Origin of the sequence: Arsenophonus endosymbiont of Apis mellifera, from assembly GCF_903968575.1 — a bacterium.
Classification (GTDB): domain Bacteria; phylum Pseudomonadota; class Gammaproteobacteria; order Enterobacterales; family Enterobacteriaceae; genus Arsenophonus; species Arsenophonus apicola.
This window is the reverse complement of the sequence record NZ_CAJCFU010000060.1, coordinates 99535-118378: the sequence shown is the minus strand read 5'-3', so window position 1 is coordinate 118378 and position 18844 is coordinate 99535. Positions and strand designations below refer to the sequence as shown.

The 18844-nt window shown below is 37.2% G+C and carries 17 protein-coding genes and 1 other annotated feature; of the genes, 6 read left to right on the top strand and 11 right to left on the bottom strand.

Features of this window, described 5'->3' with window-relative positions:
* Positions 1–46: 46 nt before the first annotated feature.
* The 10 genes from yciA to H1X92_RS09555 form a co-directional block, all read right to left on the bottom strand.
* Positions 47–487, bottom strand: coding sequence for an acyl-CoA thioester hydrolase YciA (gene yciA / locus H1X92_RS09600; RefSeq protein ID WP_180559930.1), 441 nt, complete (start codon positions 485–487; stop codon positions 47–49).
* A 70-nt stretch (positions 488–557) separates the two neighbouring features.
* Complete coding sequence (locus tag H1X92_RS09595) at positions 558–1094, bottom strand: septation protein A (protein ID WP_180559929.1); 537 nt, start codon at positions 1092–1094, stop codon at positions 558–560.
* A gap of 338 nt (positions 1095–1432) precedes the next feature.
* A complete protein-coding gene (locus H1X92_RS09590) occupies positions 1433–2188 on the bottom strand; it encodes a YciC family protein (RefSeq protein ID WP_180559928.1) in 756 nt (251 codons plus the stop codon).
* A 330-nt stretch (positions 2189–2518) separates the two neighbouring features.
* Positions 2519–2833, bottom strand: coding sequence for a BON domain-containing protein (locus tag H1X92_RS09585; RefSeq protein ID WP_180559927.1), 315 nt, complete (start codon positions 2831–2833; stop codon positions 2519–2521).
* A 227-nt stretch (positions 2834–3060) separates the two neighbouring features.
* Positions 3061–3867, bottom strand: coding sequence for a tryptophan synthase subunit alpha (gene trpA / locus H1X92_RS09580; protein WP_180559926.1), 807 nt, complete (start codon positions 3865–3867; stop codon positions 3061–3063).
* Positions 3867–5057, bottom strand: coding sequence for a tryptophan synthase subunit beta (gene trpB / locus H1X92_RS09575; protein WP_180559925.1), 1191 nt, complete (start codon positions 5055–5057; stop codon positions 3867–3869). The genes trpA and trpB overlap by 1 nt, the downstream gene beginning before the upstream one ends.
* Before the next feature lie 37 nt (positions 5058–5094).
* A complete protein-coding gene (trpCF, locus tag H1X92_RS09570) occupies positions 5095–6459 on the bottom strand; it encodes a bifunctional indole-3-glycerol-phosphate synthase TrpC/phosphoribosylanthranilate isomerase TrpF (RefSeq protein WP_180559924.1) in 1365 nt (454 codons plus the stop codon).
* On the bottom strand, positions 6459–7466 hold the full coding sequence (trpD, locus tag H1X92_RS09565; RefSeq protein ID WP_180559923.1) for an anthranilate phosphoribosyltransferase: 1008 nt from the start codon (positions 7464–7466) through the stop codon (positions 6459–6461). Before trpD ends, trpCF begins: the two co-directional genes overlap by 1 nt.
* Positions 7467–7477: 11 nt before the next feature.
* The gene (locus tag H1X92_RS09560; RefSeq protein ID WP_180559922.1) at positions 7478–8056 is read right to left on the bottom strand and encodes a glutamine amidotransferase-related protein; all 579 of its coding nucleotides are present in this window, start codon (positions 8054–8056) and stop codon (positions 7478–7480) included.
* Positions 8056–9627 (bottom strand): anthranilate synthase component 1, encoded by a 1572-nt coding sequence (locus H1X92_RS09555; RefSeq protein ID WP_180559921.1) that lies wholly within the window; start codon positions 9625–9627, stop codon positions 8056–8058. Before H1X92_RS09555 ends, H1X92_RS09560 begins: the two co-directional genes overlap by 1 nt.
* Positions 9628–9659: 32 nt before the next feature.
* Positions 9660–9761: a sequence feature (Trp leader region), on the bottom strand.
* Between the two features lie 179 nt (positions 9762–9940).
* Here H1X92_RS09555 and rnm point away from each other — a divergent pair.
* The 4 genes from rnm to H1X92_RS09535 all read left to right on the top strand — a co-directional run bounded on the left by rnm (position 9941) and on the right by H1X92_RS09535 (position 13650).
* Positions 9941–10798, top strand: a complete 858-nt coding sequence (gene rnm / locus H1X92_RS09550) for an RNase RNM (RefSeq protein ID WP_180559920.1) — start codon at positions 9941–9943, stop codon at positions 10796–10798.
* A gap of 103 nt (positions 10799–10901) precedes the next feature.
* A complete protein-coding gene (locus H1X92_RS09545; protein ID WP_180559919.1) occupies positions 10902–11522 on the top strand; it encodes an L-threonylcarbamoyladenylate synthase in 621 nt (206 codons plus the stop codon).
* 111 nt (positions 11523–11633) lie between these two features.
* Positions 11634–12560, top strand: a complete 927-nt coding sequence (gene rluB / locus H1X92_RS09540; RefSeq protein ID WP_180559918.1) for a 23S rRNA pseudouridine(2605) synthase RluB — start codon at positions 11634–11636, stop codon at positions 12558–12560.
* A gap of 157 nt (positions 12561–12717) precedes the next feature.
* A complete protein-coding gene (locus tag H1X92_RS09535; RefSeq protein ID WP_180559917.1) occupies positions 12718–13650 on the top strand; it encodes a hypothetical protein in 933 nt (310 codons plus the stop codon).
* A 79-nt stretch (positions 13651–13729) separates the two neighbouring features.
* On the opposite strand, the gene H1X92_RS09530 is transcribed toward H1X92_RS09535, so the two are convergent.
* On the bottom strand, positions 13730–14500 hold the full coding sequence (locus H1X92_RS09530; protein ID WP_180559916.1) for a YciK family oxidoreductase: 771 nt from the start codon (positions 14498–14500) through the stop codon (positions 13730–13732).
* 113 nt (positions 14501–14613) lie between these two features.
* Here H1X92_RS09530 and sohB point away from each other — a divergent pair, with 113 nt between their 5' ends.
* On the top strand, positions 14614–15660 hold the full coding sequence (gene sohB, locus H1X92_RS09525) for a protease SohB (protein WP_180559915.1): 1047 nt from the start codon (positions 14614–14616) through the stop codon (positions 15658–15660).
* A 565-nt stretch (positions 15661–16225) separates the two neighbouring features.
* Complete coding sequence (gene topA / locus H1X92_RS09520; protein ID WP_180559914.1) at positions 16226–18826, top strand: type I DNA topoisomerase; 2601 nt, start codon at positions 16226–16228, stop codon at positions 18824–18826.
* The last annotated feature ends 18 nt before the right edge of the window (positions 18827–18844 follow it).

Genomic DNA, 18844 nt, shown 5'->3' with positions numbered 1-18844 from the left:
ATAAAACTTGTTTAAAGGCCAAGTTAAATTGGCCTATTAAAAGTGCTCAAGAGGCAGTTGCATTATTGGAGTTAGATAACTGGTAATGACGTTTATCTTCAGGTAAACAACGAGGAGAATTATCCTCATTAACCGCAACATAAGTGAAAATCGCTTCTGTGGCTCGATAGCGTTGACCTACTGGCTCACTAGCAACTTTCTTAACCCATACTTCAATATTTATGGTGATAGAAGTATTACCTGTTTTTATGCAATGCGCATAACAACAAATTACATCGCCAACCGAGACTGGTTTTTGGAACGTGATCCCATTGACGGCGACAGTAACAACACGGCCAAGCGCGATTTCTTTTGCTAGAATTGCGCCGCCAATATCCATTTGTGACATTAGCCACCCACCGAATATATCACCATTAGCATTTGTATCGGCAGGCATTGCTAAGGTACGGAGAACTAATTCTCCTTGTGGTAATTGTTGTTGTGTCATGAAAAATTTACTTCTGTTATTTTCTTCAATATACCTATTATTAATAGGTATCCGTGGTTATCATATCAACTTACTTTTGTTCTTTAGGAAGATGTTTATAAATATACACCATGCTGAGTATTGTAAATATTAGCGTGACTGCGGTCAAACCAAAAACTTTAAAATTAACCCAGACGTCCTGAGGTAGCCAAAAGGCAACATAAATATTAACTAGCGCACAGAGGGCAAAAAAGATTGCCCACGATAGATTTAATTTACGCCAAATTTCATTAGCTAAATGGATCTCTTTACCCAGCATTCTTTGGATTAATGGTTTTTCGGTAAAATACTGGCTGACTAATAGTGCTAATGAAAAAATAGCGTAAATAACTGTCACTTTCCATTTAATAAAAAGATCACTATGGAAAATCAAGGTCAATCCACCAAAAATTATCACGATTACTAAAGTAATTAACGAACTTTTCTCAATTTTTTTATAGATAAAATAGATGGCTAACATAGATAAAGCGGTTGCAATCATTAATGCGCCAGATGCGTAAAAAATATCTACTTTTTTATATACAATAAAGAAAACAATGAGAGGAATAAAATCTAATAGTTGTCTCATAAGGGCGCTTGTCCTGATCCTTTGCGAGTAAATATGAAATTTTTATAATTATTTGATTAATAAATTATAAAATATCATATTGCCAATTTGTTTTATATTATATTACCTTATTTGATAAAATGTTACACGGTTTGTAGCTGTAAATTTTTATCGATAAAATTATCTTCTGATCAATAAAATTCACACATTAACATTAAAGTAATTAGTTTGTTATTATGAATGAAATTAAATTTGAGTCAGAATATTGATTCGGCGATAGATGATTAATTGTTTAAGCTGATAATAAAATCTTACCACGGCATCTAACGACAAATAATAACCGTGGTATTTTTATCTACTTAGTTTGTTGTTTTGCTGATTAACATGTAGAGACGGAAAAAATAAATCAAAGTAAAAGAGGTAAGTAAATTATTCAATGTAAAAGAAATAATATTATTCACCATACCCGGTAAAAAACGAAATTGTCCAAGTAGCATAGTAAGTAACATTTGTAATGCCAACCATAGTAATAAAATTGATAAAATCAACCACCAATGACGAAATGCTATTTTCCAACTTTGACTAATGGCTCGTAGCGGCATGATGTTTTTGTTGGTTATTAAAATGATAGGCGATAAGGAAAAACCGATAGCTAAAATAACACCCGGTAAGATGAACAGCATAAAACCAAAATAAATTATAATAGTGCATATAACTAGCAAAATTAACATGCTGGGTAATATACGTAATGAAAGTATAAAAGCTTGCAATGCACTGATGCTATTGCCGGTACTGAGTTCTGACAAATAAGTAACAACAGAAGAAACTAAGAGTATTAATCCGATAAAAACGGCAGTCAATGAGAGTAGTGAAACTCTCATCATTATCGCTTTTTCTTCATCAGATAGTTGACTTACCCAGGTTAAAAGTGAAGTTGAGTCATTTTGACCACCTAAGGTTTTGACAATAGTTACCATTTCATCGATAGGTACCAGAAAATAATAGAGTATTAGACTGATGGTAGCTGAAATGAATGACAGGATAAAAAGGCCGCTCAGCTGATTTTTAAAAAAATTAAAGCTATCGCTGATAAGTGAGTTGGCCGTAATGGACATGAAAACTGCTCCTATAACTGGTTTTTATCATCACATTTTGGTTGCATATTGTAACTGACAGTGAAGAGAGCGTATAGCATTTCTATGGTAAAGCTAATGCGATATCAGTAAATTTTGTGGTTATTCTATAAGTAAGAATAAAAATTAAAAAAGAATTATATTTATATTATAGTAATTTTGGATATAGCAATATAATTATTCATTTAAGTAATTGATATAATATAACTATTTGGTAATAAAACCGTTGTTATTTTTATTATATGATAAGAGGAGCAAATGGCGGTAAATTATATTTATTTCAGCCCCAATTGGGGCTGAAGACTAAAACCATCATCGTATTTTCATCGAATCAATAACTGACTGCACACCTGCTACACCTTGTGTTACTTGCACTGCACGTTGAGCGTCGGCACGCGAACTGACAAAGCCACTCAATTGCACACGTCCTTTAAAGGTTTCAACATTGATTTGCGTTGATTTCAAGTTTTTTTCTGCCAATAGTGCTGTCTTCACTTTAGTTGTAATAACCGTGTCATCGATATATCCACCAGTTCCTTCTGTTTTTGCTGTTGGAGCACAAGCAGAAAGGAATAATGCCATAAATAACACGGTACAGAGCGCTGTCATTGATTTAAGATATTTCATTATTCAATTCTCCATCAATACGAGGGTTATTTTTATTTATCTTGTATGAATGCGAAATGAGTATTTTCATTGCAGTCAATATACTGATTATTGATGAAATAGGGATAAATTACAAATGAATAGCTGGCACTAGTAGCGACGGGTTAGTTACAATTGCTTATTAGAATCGAAAATTAGTAATTGCAAAACTGACCAGCTATCAACCCTTTTCAATAACCTTAAAATGTCTATTTGTGTGTCGCCATTTTCATCTGTAAAACAAACTGTTTTAATTTGACCAGTAATATATCAGGTTGTTGATGATAAGTTTCAATTATTTTAACCACGGCTGAGCCAGATATTGTACCTACTACACCATTTTTGATTGCTTCAGTGACTTGTTTTGGTTCAGTAATACCAAAACCTAAAAGTGGTGGGGCAGCATGATAGTCTTGTAACTTGGTGAGTAATTGACTAACAGGAATATGGGCTTTTTTTTCTGTGCCGGTTACACCTGAACGCGAGAGTAAATAAGTATAGCCACGACCATATAAAGCAATTTTGCGTAAAAGCTGCTCATCTGCATTAGGCGGGCAAATAAAGATCGGTGCAATATTGTGCCGCACTGCCGAGATACGAAAGGGTTCGGACTCATTCATGGGTACATCAGCGATTAAAACGGAATCGATGTCGCTATTCTGACATTGGGCATAAAAGTTATCAATGCCATTACTAAAAACCAGATTAGCATAAACTAATAGGCCAATAGGAAGCAAAGGATGCTTTTTACGGATCTGTGATAATAATTCAAAACAACGGGTTGGCGTAATATTTGCATTAAGGGCACGTAAATTTGCCTTTTGAATAGTAGGACCATCAGCCAGAGGATCAGAAAAAGGAATACCAATTTCTAATGCATCAGCTTGCGCTTCAATTAATGTATCAATAATTTTTTGTGACATTTCTGCATTGGGATCGCCTAAGGTGACAAATGGAACGAATGCTCCCTGATTTTTATCATTTAAGCGCTTAAACAGTTGTTGATAACGGTCCATTAGATCTCTCCTTTGGCTCGCAAAATAGGATGTACAGTATAAATATCTTTGTCGCCACGGCCGGATAGATTAACAATCAGTAATTGTTCTTTTTCGGGGTCTGCTTTGATCATTTTTAAGGCATAAGCCAGGGCGTGTGACGATTCCAAGGCTGGAATAATACCCTCATGAGTGGATAATTTTTTAAATGCAGCTAAAGCTTCATCATCGGTAATTGAGACATAATCAGCCCGGCCAATACTATTTAAATAAGCATGCTCGGGTCCTACTGAGGGAAAATCTAGCCCGGCAGAGATAGAATAAGACTCTTTAATTTGTCCTTTATCGGTTTGTATAATGGGCGATTTCATGCCCAAGAAAATGCCAAGCCGTCCATGTTTTAACGGAGCGCCGTGAGAGCCAGTATCAATACCCAGACCGGCCGGCTCTACCCCAATTAAACGCACGTTTTGCTCAGGCTTAAAAGCTGTGAATAAGCCAATGGCATTAGAGCCACCACCGACACAAGCGATCACCGCATCGGGTAATCGTCCTTCTTTGGCTAAAATTTGGGCTTTAGCTTCATCACCAATCATACGTTGAAACTCTCGTACCAGCGTTGGATAAGGATGGGGGCCGGCAGCGGTGCCAAGTAAATAGTGTGCTTGGTGATAGCTGCCTGACCAATCTCTCAATGCTTCATTACAAGCATCTTTTAAGCTAGCTGAACCATTATTTACCGCAATAACTTTAGCTCCCATTAATTGCATACGAAATACATTGGGTGATTGGCGATGGATATCTTTTTCACCCATATAGATACGACATTTTAGCCCTAATAATGCACAGGCTAGCGCGGTAGCAACGCCATGTTGCCCGGCTCCGGTTTCAGCAATAATTTCTGTTTTGCCCATTCGTTTTGCCAATAAAGCTTGGCCTAATACTTGATTTGTTTTATGGGCACCACCATGCAATAGATCTTCTCGTTTTAGATAAAGTTTGGTTTTAGTCCCGATAGTTAAATTGCGACATAGCGTTAAGGCAGTGGGACGGCCTGCGTAATTTTGTAATAGATCGTGAAACTGTTGTTGAAAGGTATTATCTTGTTGTGTTTCGATAAAAGCCTGTTCCAGTTCGTTAAGTGCGGGGATAAGAATTTCCGGCACATATTGGCCACCAAATTGGCCAAAGTAGGGATTTAATTTCTTCATTAATTATTCCGTTGATCTATACATTAAATTGTTACGCTCATAAATAATTAAACAATTTTTCAAAGATAATCTGTAACTTGTGGCAACTTTTTATACCAGGCTGGTGTTCAGCGCCAGAATTGAAATCAAGACCTCTACAGCCTAACGCTGCGGCTTGTTGGCAGTTGTCGGCATTAAGTCCACCGGCTAGCATAATTTGCTCAAGATGATCCAAGGGTAATTTTGACCAATCAAAGGTTTTACCAGTGCCACCTTCACCGTTATCAAGTAGATAACGATCGATATTGTTTAAGTTGAAACTGGTAGCTGGTTTGGTCATATTTACCGCTTGCCATATTTCACAATTTGGCGGTAATAACGTTCGAAGTTGTTGAATATCAGCGGCTGTTTTATCACCATGTAACTGGATAGCAAATAAGCTCAGTTTATGACTAATTTCAGCAATAAATGAGTTAGCTTGATGTTGAAAAACGCCAACATAGTTAAGAGGAGCTGCCTTTATAATGATTTTGGCTTGCTCTAATGTTACTTTTCGTGGTGATTTATCGGCAAAGATCAAGCCACCATAAATCGCCCCGACTTGATAAGCACAGTGTGCATCTTGTGGCCGAGTGAGGCCACAGACTTTATTGTCACCTATAATTAGCCTACGGATAGCTAACATTAAGTTTTCCTCGCTCATTAACGCGCTGCCGATCAAAAAGCCATCAACTTGTTTACTGAGTTGACGAATTTGTTGGTGGTTATAAATACCTGATTCACTAATAACTAAAGTTTCTGCGGCTAATTGCGGGGCAAATTGTTTGGTGCGATTTAAATCAATGGACAGATCGCGAAGATCACGATTATTGATACCGACAATGTTAGCTTGTAGCCTAATCGCTCGTTTTAGCTCTTGTTCATTACTCACTTCAGTCAAAATGCCCATCTTTAACTTATCTGCCAGTGTCGCTAAAGATAGATAGGTCTGATCATCTAATATTGATAGCATCAATAAAATAGCGTCTGCCTGGTAAAAGCGAGCTAAATAGATTTGATAGGGATCAATAATGAAGTCTTTGCACAAAATCGGTTGTGGCACAGTGTTACTAACCAGGCGTAAAGAGTCAAAACTGCCGTGAAAATATTTTTCATCCGTCAGCACTGATATTGCTGACGCATAATTTTGGTACTCTTTCGCAATTTGCACAGGATCAAAGTGATGACGAATAATGCCTTTCGATGGTGAAGCTTTTTTACATTCTAGAATAAATGCCGGATGATTTTGTGAAATAGCAGTGAAAAAGTCACGCTCACTGGGTTTAACTTGCGTAATAAAGCTAGCTAATGGTTGCTTTAGTTTTTTTGCCGCTAAATCGTTCACTTTATCAGCAACAATTTTTTGTAAAATAGACGCTTGCATTAATGAAACTCCTTTCTATTTGCTAGCGTGGTTAGCCGTTGGTAGGCTTTGCCGCTACTAATAACTTGCAAAACAAAATCGGTATTGGTTTTTAGATCTTCATAATTATTGAGCTTCATCAGTAATGCCACATTGGCAGCTACAGTATTAGTATGAGCAGGCTTCCCGTTACCCTGTAACAATGTGGTAATAAGTTGATGATTTTTTTCAACCGAACCGCCAATTAATTCTGTTGAAGAATAGCTTGGTAAGCCAAAATCTTGGGCGGTGAGTTGGTAAGTTAAAATTTCATCCTGATTTAATTCAGCGACTTGAATAGGACCATGTAATGCGACTTCGTCTATTCCGCTGCTGTGTACAACGGCTGCTCGCTTATATCCTATTAATTGCAAAGTCTTAGCAATAGGTATAATGAGCTTAGGATCATAAACACCAATAAGTGCAATTGGCGGTTTAGCTGGATTTATTAATGGGCCAAGAATATTAAAGAGGGTGCGAGTTTTTAATTGACTGCGTATTGGGGCAGCATAGCGAAATCCCTGGTGATATTGTGGCGCGAATAAAAAACATATACCGATCTCATCTAAAGCACGTCGTGCAGAGCCTGGTGTCATATCGAGCGGAATGCCGAAAGAGGCCAGTAAATCGGATGATCCAGCACGACTTGATATACTACGATTGCCATGTTTAGCAACTTTTAAACCACACTCTGCGGCGACAAAAGCACTGGCAGTGGAAATATTAATACTATTGCTGTGATCACCGCCAGTACCCACGATATCGCAGAAATCGTAATTAGGTCGAGGAAAAGGTTGCGCGTTTTCTAAACAAGCTAACGCGGCACCAACAATTTCATTCGGCTCTTCTCCACGCATTTTCATGCTAATCAATGCACCTGCAAGTTGAGACTCGGTTAATTCACCTCGAATCATAGTGCTAAAAAGTAAATGACTTTCTTGTTGAGTAAGTACCTGTGCATTAAATAATTTGTCCAAAATAAATTGCATTTTGTTGCTCCTTAATTTAATGCCCATAATAGGGTTTGGTTTAATAAAGCGGTTCCCTCAGGAGTTAAAATCGACTCAGGATGGAATTGAAATCCGCAGGCTTTATGTTGGCTATGACGTACGGCCATTACTGCGTCTTGGCAGTGAGCATTAATGATCAAATCAGCAGGAATCTTTTCACCAATTAGAGAATGGTAACGGGCAATCGCGAGTGGATTGGTTAGGCCACTAAACATAAATTGGTTATCATGTATAGCGAAAGATGATTTACCGTGTATGATCTCTTTCGCCGATGAAACTTTTCCGCCATAGGCTTCAATAATTGCTTGATGACCAAGGCAAATACCAATTACTGGGATTTTACCCAGTACTGATGGCAGCAGTTTAGGCATACAGCCAGCATCGGCTGGTTTACCGGGGCCGGGAGAGAGTATTAGTACAGGCGAAGACATCCTTTTAAGCCGCTGTTCAATGATGGATCCAGGCAGTGAATTGCGGTAAATAGTGACGGTATGACCTAATACTCTTAATTGATCAACCAAGTTATAAGTAAAAGAATCAATATTATCGAGTAGTAAAATATCAGCCATTAGCATACCTCCAAGCTTTGATGAGATTGCATAATGGCATTAATAACCGCCTGGGCTTTATTGCGCGTTTCGTCCGTTTCAGACTGTGGATCCGAATCCAACACCACGCCAGCACCGACCTGAACACTGGCAATGTTGTCTTCAATATAGGCGGCACGAATAACAATACAGGAGTCAAAATCTCCATTGCCCTTGAAATAGCCTATTGCGCCACCATAGCTGCCTCGATTCTCCTTTTCATAGTTAGCAATAAGCGTCATTGCTTTGATCTTAGGCGCGCCAGTTAAGGTTCCCATATTCATACAGGCTTGATAAGCATGCAATACATCCAGATCAGTCCTTAATTTACCAACTACCCGGGAAACAAGGTGCATAACATGGGAATAACGATCAACCGAGGTTAAATTAGCAACATATCGACTACCTGGCTGACAAATACGCGCCAAGTCATTACGAGCTAAATCAACTAACATAATATGTTCAGCGAGTTCTTTCTGATCGGTTCTGAGCGCAAGTTCAATTTTACTGTCCAAATCAGCATCTATTTCGCCTAGCACAGTGCGTCCTCTTGGCCGAGTTCCGGCGATGGGATATATTTCAATTTGTCGACTTTTGGCGTCATACTTGAGGGCGCTTTCAGGTGAAGCACCAAATAGAGTAAATTCCTGATCTTGCATATAAAACATGTAAGGGCTAGGATTTTGTCTGGTAAGTCGTTGATAGGCACTTAATGGTGCGGTACATGGCAACATAAATTTACGTGAAGGTACCACTTGAAAAATATCACCTTGATAGATGTATTTTTTTAGTTTCTCTACCATCGCGCAGTATTCACTATCGTTTTTATTGACCACTAAAGGTGTTGATATCTCAGCGCCAGTTGGCAAGGGTAATAATGGTTGCTGAGTTGCGGTAATAATTGCTTGATGACGGTTTAATATCGTTTTAGCAATCGATTGTTTTGCTGAAAATTGACAACTTATGAGTTTTGCTGACTGTTTTTGATGTTCGATCACAACATAGTGTTCAGCTAAATAGATACAGTAATCAGGACAACGATTAGATTTTGCTACAGGGGGTAAATTTTCAAAATAAGCCACTAAATCGTAGGAGAATAAGCCTGCTAACAGAATTTTATCTGCATCAATGGTGTCATGTTTGGCTAAATGATGAATCAAACGTAACGCATCAAAAGATGAAGTTGCTTTTAATCGGCCATCTTCGTCAAGATGGGGATCAATTGTTGGATAATTAACCACTAATTGACCATCAGACTCGATCTTTTCTAATTCACTCGGTAATGCGAGGTAAATATGGCTTAATAGCGCATTTCCATTAGGACTAAGAGCGGCAAAAGATACTTGCTGTTGATTGGCGGTAATTCGTAATGCACTATTAACAATCAAGATACTTTGTTGATTTTGCTTGCTATCAACGGCAGCAGATTCTAATAATAATGTGTCAGAGTCATTATTGCATAAATGTTGAAATAACAAACAAGGTTCAGGGTGATAATTGATCTCATTTTGTAATATACAAAAAGTTGTTTGATTAACTGTTGTGTTTGCCATATTAATTGCCTTTTATATTATATTAATTGGCTATAAAAAAACCCGCTTCATGGCGGGTCTTGATCTGGTATAGCGTTATTTATTCACGCACAGGAAGAAACCGCCCATTTATGAGAGTTTTGCCACCAACGAATTTTGGCGATAATAAAAAATTGCAATGTCATTTTTGTTCTTCCTCGCAATGTGTCATGATAGATTAGCTATATCGCCATCCACCGTACTAGTAAACTAGATCATTCGGGTTGTGTCAAGAAATTTATGACACACTATGAATTTTCTCTATAATTGTCAGCAGTAAAATGAGGGTAAAATTTTGGCACAAGACAATGAGAAGCTATCTGTTATTTATGATTTACATAGTCATACAAGAGCTTCTGATGGTGATCTCACACCCTTAGAGTTAGTTGATAGAGCAGTATTAATGGGAGTCGACGTATTAGCTATCACTGATCATGATACGGTGAATGGAATTTTACCGGCACGGCATCATATAGATGAAAAAAATAAGCCGCTAACATTAATTGCCGGAGTTGAAATTTCCACGATTTGGCAAAAGATTGAAATTCATATCGTGGGTCTTAATCTAAATCTAGATGCTGACAGTCTTAAACATTTACTTGCAATGCAAACGGCACGGCGTAATCAACGTGGAGAAAAAATAGGTTATAAATTAGAAAAGTTCGGTATTCCTGATGCCTGGCAAAATGCTAAAGCCTATGCCGCAGGGGGACAGGTAACACGGAGCCATTTTGCTCGTTATATAATGGCTCATGCTAAACAAAAAAGTATCGGTCATGTTTTTAAAAAATATTTAACGCGTGGTAAACCAGGTTATGTTCCGGCTGATTGGTGTAGTCTTGCTGAAGCAATAGAAGTTATTCATCAAGCGGGCGGCGTAGCCGTCTTGGCACATCCTGGCCGCTACTCACTATCGGCAAAGTGGCAAAAAAGGTTAGTTTTATATTTTAAACAGCAACAAGGTGATGCGATGGAAGTTGCTCAATGCCAGCAGTCGCCTGAAGAGCGAAAAAATTTAACTGAGTTAGCTAAGCTACATAATTTATATGCTTCGGTTGGTTCTGATTTTCATCGTCCTTGTGCTTGGGCTGAGTTAGGTAGAAATCTTTGGCTACCGGCAGGTGTCGTTCCTGTTTGGCAAATATGGCAATAAAATAGGGAAGTATTTTACTGGGGTAAATATTATATAGTAAGCGGTTGATTTATATTGCTAGCTTAATTTTCAAGTTTAATTAAATAATATATAGAGATCATTCATGGGACAATCTTTGCAAATTCACCCGCAAAATCCACAACCTCGCTTAATTAGTCAATGCGTAAATATATTAAACAAAGGCGGCATTATTGTTTATCCGACTGATTCTGGGTATGCAATTGGATGTAAGTTGGATAATAAAAACGCGCTTACGCAAATTTGTCGCCTACGTCAATTGGATTCTCGTCACAATTTTACCCTGATGTGTCGTAATTTATCTGAAATAGCTGAATATGCTTATCTGGATAATCCTGTATTTAGAATGATTAAAAATAGTACACAAGGCCATTACACCTTTATTTTACTTGCAACAAAAGAAGTGCCACGTCGGATAATGAACAAAAAACGCAAGACAATAGGGATACGTTTACCTAGTAATCCAATTGCAAGAGATCTGCTTGACGGAATCGGCGAACCTTTATTATCGACTAGCTTAATATTGCCAGGTGATGATTCTGCACAATCTTCCGCCGAGGAGATCGAAAGTTTAATTGGCGAACAAGTTGATTTGATTATAAATGGCGGTTATATAAGTGAAAAACCAACTACCGTGGTTGATTTAACGGAGAGTACCCCAAATATTATTCGGGTTGGAATGGGCTCACCAACACCATTTGAATAAAAAAACTGCGGCTGGGGATAATAGAAAAACTGTGTATAATAAGCACAGTTTATTTTTTTAGTTGTTTTTATGATTATGACGCCTGTGAAGGTGACACAAGAGGTTTACGCTATGAGCGTTAAAAAGCAAAAAAGTGAAAAGTTACAAAAAGTACTTGCTCGTTGTGGTTATGGTTCGCGCAGGGAAATAGAAAGTTTTATTCAATCCGGCAGGATCAGTGTTGATGGTCAATTAGCGACCTTGGGTGACCGTATAGAAGTTAAGGCTAACACTAAAATTCGCTTAGATGGTCACCTGTTGAAGATCAAAGAAGTGGAGAAAACCATTTGCCGGATATTAGCTTATTATAAGCCGGAAGGCGAGCTATGTACTCACCATGATCCAGAAGGACGTCCAACCGTATTTGATCGCTTACCGAAATTAACGGGTTCTCGCTGGATTGCGATAGGACGCTTAGATGTCAATACCTGTGGCTTATTATTGTTTACCACAGATGGAGAACTGGCTAATCGTTTGATGCATCCACGTCATGACGTTGAACGTGAATATGCCGTTCGTGTTTTTGGTGAAATTAATGATGCTAAAATTCATCAATTGACCAAAGGTGTTCAACTGGAAGATGGTGAAGCTAGTTTTAAGACCCTGAAGTTTCGTGGCGGAGAAGGCATGAATCAATGGTTTAATGTTACATTAACTGAAGGGCGTAATCGTGAAGTAAGGCGCTTATGGGAAGCAGTAAACATCCAAGTCAGTCGTCTGATCCGTGTTCGTTATGGTGATATTTATTTACCAAAAGGATTACCTAGAGGCGGTTGGACGGAATTAGGTTTAGTTCAGATTAATTATTTACGTCAGTTGGTAGGTCTTAGCGATGAAACAGCCAGTAAGATATCGGTTGAGCAAGATAGACGTCGTATTAAAGCAAATCAGATCCGTCGCGCTGTCAAACGACATACCCAAGTTTCTTCGATGCGGGTAGCAAATAAACGAGCAACAGGAGCGGCCAAGGGGCGTAGTAAATCTTCGCGTAAAGTATAATATAAAATTAAAGGTAATATTAGAGTCTAATTTAGCTACCTAATACTTGTTTAATAGATAAAAATAGTGCTATATAAATACTTTTAATTTAATTGAGAAGAACCTCAAAATAAGCTACTGTCATTGGGTTAACTTGATTAGAAGGTTGAAATTTTATATGCCACAATTTTGGCAAATTATCGCTAGCAGCTTATTCGTATTGCTGTTAGCAAGCTGTGATGAGCGGCAATCAAGCAATTCAGCTGATGGGAAGTTTTACATTAGTCATAATAACAAGGATGCCCTTTATTTTAAGATTGATAATCATCCGATTAAACTTATTCAAGGTGAAATTAAGCACGTTGATTTACAATCTGGCAAGCATACGATTGAATATCCTATTGGTCAAAAAACTGAATTTATCGTATACCCTGGTAACCAGGGTGGAATTATTAATCCTACCCGACAATATTATTATGCTTACAGCTCGGTTTTCAAAGAAATCATTTCTAACCAATCACTCTTTTTAAAACACAATCAAATTATTGTTGATGGAATAAAAGTACAGGGTCCAATATTAAGTAGTAATGCCTTACTTATTGATAATAATGTTTTTAAATGTGATTACGCGATAGGCACATCTTTTCTGAATGTTTTAGCTTTAAATAAAAGCAAGCAATTAGATAGGCATGTGAAAACAAAATGTTTTACTAAAGAGGAGTTTATTCATTTTTTGTCACTAGTAGAATCAAAAGTTGATAATATTCATATTATTGATAAAGGCATAAATGAACAAAATACGGTCACTCATTCATTTGAATATGCACTTCCAATGGCAAATTTCAATAATTACTCTTTACAATCTTATGCTAATAAAATTGTCGAAATTGTTGATAATTTTAAAAACATTAATAACGTAGAGTCTAAAGCGCAAATCTATGAAGAATATTATCAATATCTTTACAATATGGCGAAAGTTTATAGCTCTTTCCATTTAGGGCAGAATAAACATGATCGTGATGAGTATTCTGCTTTTATTAATCAAACAAATATGATTTTTAATGCAGGGATATTGAAGCGTCGTCCAGCTAAGATCTATAAAGTTCACTAATTGCGTAATGACTTTGTTTGATAATTAGTTACATCACTCATTACTGATTTTTATTGTTATTAGTTTTTATGTGACAAAGTTAAATTGACACACCTGGTTTGCGATTAGGTTGTGCATCAAAGCTTATTCCTGATTCCTTAATACTATCTTCTCCCATTAGATAAAGATATAGCGGCATAATTTCTTGTGGGGTCTTTAGTTTCATAGGATCCTCTGAGGGAAAAGCATCCGCTCTCATTTGCGTTCTTGTTCCTCCGGGATTAATGCAATTAACCCGTAAATTAGTCTCTTTGTATTCATCAAATAATACCTGCATTAGACCTTCGGTTGCGAATTTGGAAACTGAGTAGGCCCCCCAATTAGCGCGTCCTCGTCTGCCAACACTTGAAGTGGTAAATATTAAGGAACTATTTGGTGCTTGTAAAAGCAACGGTAATAGCGCTTGGGTTAGCATAAAAGTTGCATTAACGTTTACTTGTATAACGTCGTGCCAGAGTTGTATGGGTTGATCAACAATTGGTGCGATTTTTCCTAATATACTGGCATTATGTAATACACCATCAAGATAGGAATAATTTTTGCTAATGTCAGTTGCTAGTTCATGGCATTGTGATTCGGTTATTGTTAATAAATCAAGGGTATAAATAGAAACTGAAGATGTAAATTTGTTATTAGAAATAATTTTCTGTTTAACATGTTCAAGTTTTGCCGTTGTTCTACCGACTAAAATAAGATTGGCGCCATAACTTGAATAAGTTAATGCCGCTTCACGCCCAATGCCATCACCAGCTCCTGTTATTAGAATGGTTTTTTGGTTAAGTAAATCAGCTTTAGCTTGGTAATGTAACATGATATTTTCCTACTTTTGATTATTCAAATTTATTAATGAGAGTTATAAGCATTTTATCAAGTTTTTAGTTACAATACTCCCATTGTTTATATTCTGTAAAGAAGGATAGAATTGTGGAATTTCTTTCATCGTATGGATTATTTGTTGCTAAAATAGCCACTGTAATTGTCTCTATTATATTGATTTCATTGTTTATTTTTAGTATTGGGCTGCGTAAACAGAACAAAAAAGGTGATTTAAAACTGATTGATTTAAGTGAAGCTTATCGCGAACGTCAGCGTGAAATGCAACAGGTTAAGATGAGTGATGCTGAATATAAAGTCTGGTTAAAAACCTATAAGAAACAACGTAAAATTGAAGAAAAAAAACAGAAAGCAGATGCTAAAGTTGGTCAAACAACAGTCAAAAAACCTTGTCTTTTTGTGATTGATTTTAAAGGCAGCATGAATGCTAATGAAGTCAATGCATTACGTGAAGAAATTACGGCAATTCTTTCAATTGCTGATAACAAAGATGAAGTTTTACTCAGGCTTGAAAGTCCTGGTGGTGTTGTGCATGGCTATGGTTTAGCAGCTTCTCAACTAAATCGTTTACGAGAAAAAGGCCTTAAATTAATTGTTTCGGTGGATAAAGTAGCGGCTAGCGGCGGTTATATGATGGCTTGTGTCGCCGATCGTATTGTTGCGGCTCCCTTTGCGATTATTGGCTCTATTGGTGTGGTTGCACAAGTACCCAATTTTCATCGCTTACTAAAGAAAAAGGATATTGATGTAGAGTTGCATACCGCTGGCGAGTATAAACGTACTCTCACTTTGTTGGGTGAAAATACCGAGCAGGGACGCAAAAAGTTTGTACAAGACTTAAATGAAACACATCAACTATTTAAAGATTTTGTCCATCAAAAACGGCCAACCCTTGATATTAATGCTGTTGCAACCGGAGAGCATTGGTATGGTAGCCAGGCGAAGGAAAAAGGATTAATTGATGAAATAGGGGTTAGTGATGACCTTATCATCAATCAAATTGAAGCCCGTGAAATTATTGCAGTGACTTATACACCCGCTAAACGTTTTGTTGATCGTTTAATGGGTAGCATGATAGAAAATGTAGATAAATTGTTGATACGCTGGTGGCAAAGAGGGCAAAAACCACTATTTTAAATTAAGATTAAAAATAATTACCGGCATTTAAAGCCGGTATTTTTATAACGTGATGGTTAAAATTTAATTATTTTATTGAAAATAAAATATTAATTAATTACTTAAAAACAGATAAATAATTTTATATATCATAATTAAGCTATTTTATTTGGAAATTAATTTGTTTCTAAAAATTTTATTTATTTATCCGTTTGAACTATATTTCTGATGCTTTTTATATAATTTTATTGCTTTTTTTATAATGTATTCATAACTTATTGAGGTAGTTTTCGTTGTTATAAGAATAGTAGCAAATAAAATAAGTGGTTGCGCATCGTTTTTTATCAGGTAGAGTGTAGGCTTTTTATTACTTAATATGCTTTACTTTTTGTCATTTTTTTGCTGACAAAATTGTATTATTGCATCTGATTACAGTATGAATTAACAAAGGTTTTTATCTTTATGGCGAAGTATTTAAGCAAAAAAAAGTTGATATATTGTAAATCTGACGCAATATAAAAAGAGATTTCATTTCATCTGGCTGGAAAGCCAGTACGCTTAGACAATATTTTAGGTAAAGATAACTATGGGTAAAGCTCTTGTTATTGTGGAGTCCCCGGCAAAAGCCAAGACAATCAATAAATATCTTGGTAATAATTACGTTGTTAAAAGCAGCGTAGGGCATATACGTGATTTGCCAAAAAGTGGTGGTTCCAGCTCACAAAAGAATACAAACTCAGCCAACAAGGTTAAAAAAGTAAAAAAAGATGAACATGAGGCGCTTGTAAATCGAATGGGAGTTGACCCATATCATGGGTGGAAAGCTAATTATCAAATTTTACCTGGCAAAGAAAAAGTCGTTGCTGAATTAAGATCGCTCGCTTCTGACGCTGAACATATCTATCTGGCAACGGATCTCGATCGTGAGGGGGAAGCGATTGCTTGGCATTTGCGAGAAGTAATTGGAAATGATAATCAACGCTTTAGTCGAGTGGTTTTTAATGAAATTACTAAAAATGCGATTAAGCAGGCTTTTGATAATCCCGGTGAATTAAATATTGATCGAGTTAATGCTCAACAAGCTCGGCGTTTTTTAGATCGGGTTGTTGGCTATATGGTTTCACCGTTATTATGGAAAAAAATTGCTCGCGGTCTTTCTGCTGGACGTGTTCAGTCAGTTGCTGTGCGGCTAATTGTTGAACGAGAACGCGAAATTAAAGCATTTGTTCCACAAGAGTATTGGCAGCTTCATGCCGAGTTACTTACCGTTGATACGGCATTGATTCGAATGGAGGTCACGCACGAAAAGGGTAAGCCGTTTAAACCCGTGTCGAAAGCACAAATTGATGCTGCCATTGCATTATTAAACAATGCTCACTATCAGGTATTAGATCGCGAAGATCGACCTACAATTAGTAAACCTAGCGCTCCTTTTATTACCTCAACGCTGCAACAAGCGGCAAGCACACGTCTTGGTTTTGGCGTTAAAAAGACCATGATGATGGCGCAGCGGCTTTATGAAGCGGGTTATATTACCTATATGCGTACTGACTCGACTAACTTAAGTCAGGATGCGTTAACTATGGCTCGCGATTATATTGACCATCAATTTGGTAAAAAATATTTACCTAAACAGGCGAATGTCTATACCAATCAAAAAAGTTCTCAAGAAGCACATGAAGCTATTCGTCCTTCAAATATTGAGGTTAATGTTGACTCTTTAACAGGGATGGAGGCGGATGCTAAAAAATTATATCAGCTGATTTGGAACCAATTTGTCGCTTGCCAAATGACACCAGCAGAATTTGATTCAACAACATTAACCGTCAAAGCTGGAGATTTTGAATTGAAAGCTAAAGGGCGTATTTTGCGTTTTGATGGTTGGACCAAAGTTATGCCTGCATTGCGCAAAGGTGATGAAGATAAAATATTACCAATGGTCAAAGTTGGTAATCAGCTTGAATTAGAAAAATTGTCTCCTAGTCAACACTTTACTAAACCCCCTGCGCGTTTTAGTGAAGCTTCACTGGTTAGAGAACTAGAAAAACGTGGAATTGGTCGACCTTCAACCTATCCGGTTATTATTTCAACTATCCAAGATCGAGGTTATGTAAAAGTTGAAAATCGCCGCTTTTATGCTGAAAAAATAGGTGAAATAGTTACTGATCGGTTAGATGAAAATTTTAGTGAATTAATGGACTATGATTTTACTGCTCGAATGGAAGATCAACTTGACTTGATAGCAGAAGATCGTATTGAGTGGAAGAGTGTATTAGATGAATTTTTTGCTGCTTTTTCCGAGCAGCTTGAAAGCGCAAACAAGGCTCCTGAGGAAGGCGGCATGCGACCCAATCCGATGGTATTAACATCGATCGAGTGTCCTGATTGTCACCGAAAAATGGGGATTAGAACTGCTTCTACAGGTGTTTTTCTTGGATGCTCTGGTTATAGCTTGCCTGCAAAAGAGTGTTGCAAAAAAACCATTAATTTAATTCCCGAAGATGAATTATCGAATATTCTGCTTGGAGAAGAGGAGGATGTAGAAACCCATGCTTTGCGAGCCCGCCGCAGATGCCCTAAATGTGGTACCGCAATGGATAGTTACCTTATTGATAATAAACGTAAGTTACATGTATGTGGTAATAACCCTGCATGTAATGGTTATGAGGTTGAAGAAGGTGAATTCCGCATTAAAGGTTATGATGGGCCAGTTATTGAATGTGACAAATGTGGCTCAGAAATGCATTTAAAAATGGGGCGATTTGGAAAATATATGGGATGTACCAACGATGCTTGTAAAAATACTCGCAAAATTTTAAAGAGTGGTGAAGTGGCGCCACCGAAAGAAGATCCTATTCCACTGCCGGAATTAGTTTGTGAAAAATCTGATGCTTACTTTGTATTAAGAGACGGTGCTGCGGGAATATTTTTAGCTGCAAACACTTTTCCAAAATCAAGAGAGACTCGCGCCCCATTAGTTGAAGAGTTGGTGCGTTTTAAAGATCGTCTGCCAGCCAAATTTAGCTATTTAACCTTAGCGCCGCTGGAGGATCCTGAAGGTAATAAAACGATTGTTAGATTTAGCCGTAAGACTAAACAACAATATGTATGTTCAGAAAAAAATGGTAAAGCCACGGGCTGGAGTGCATTTTATATCGATGGTAAATGGATAGAAAAAAACAAATAAAAGGCTATCTGCTTCCTA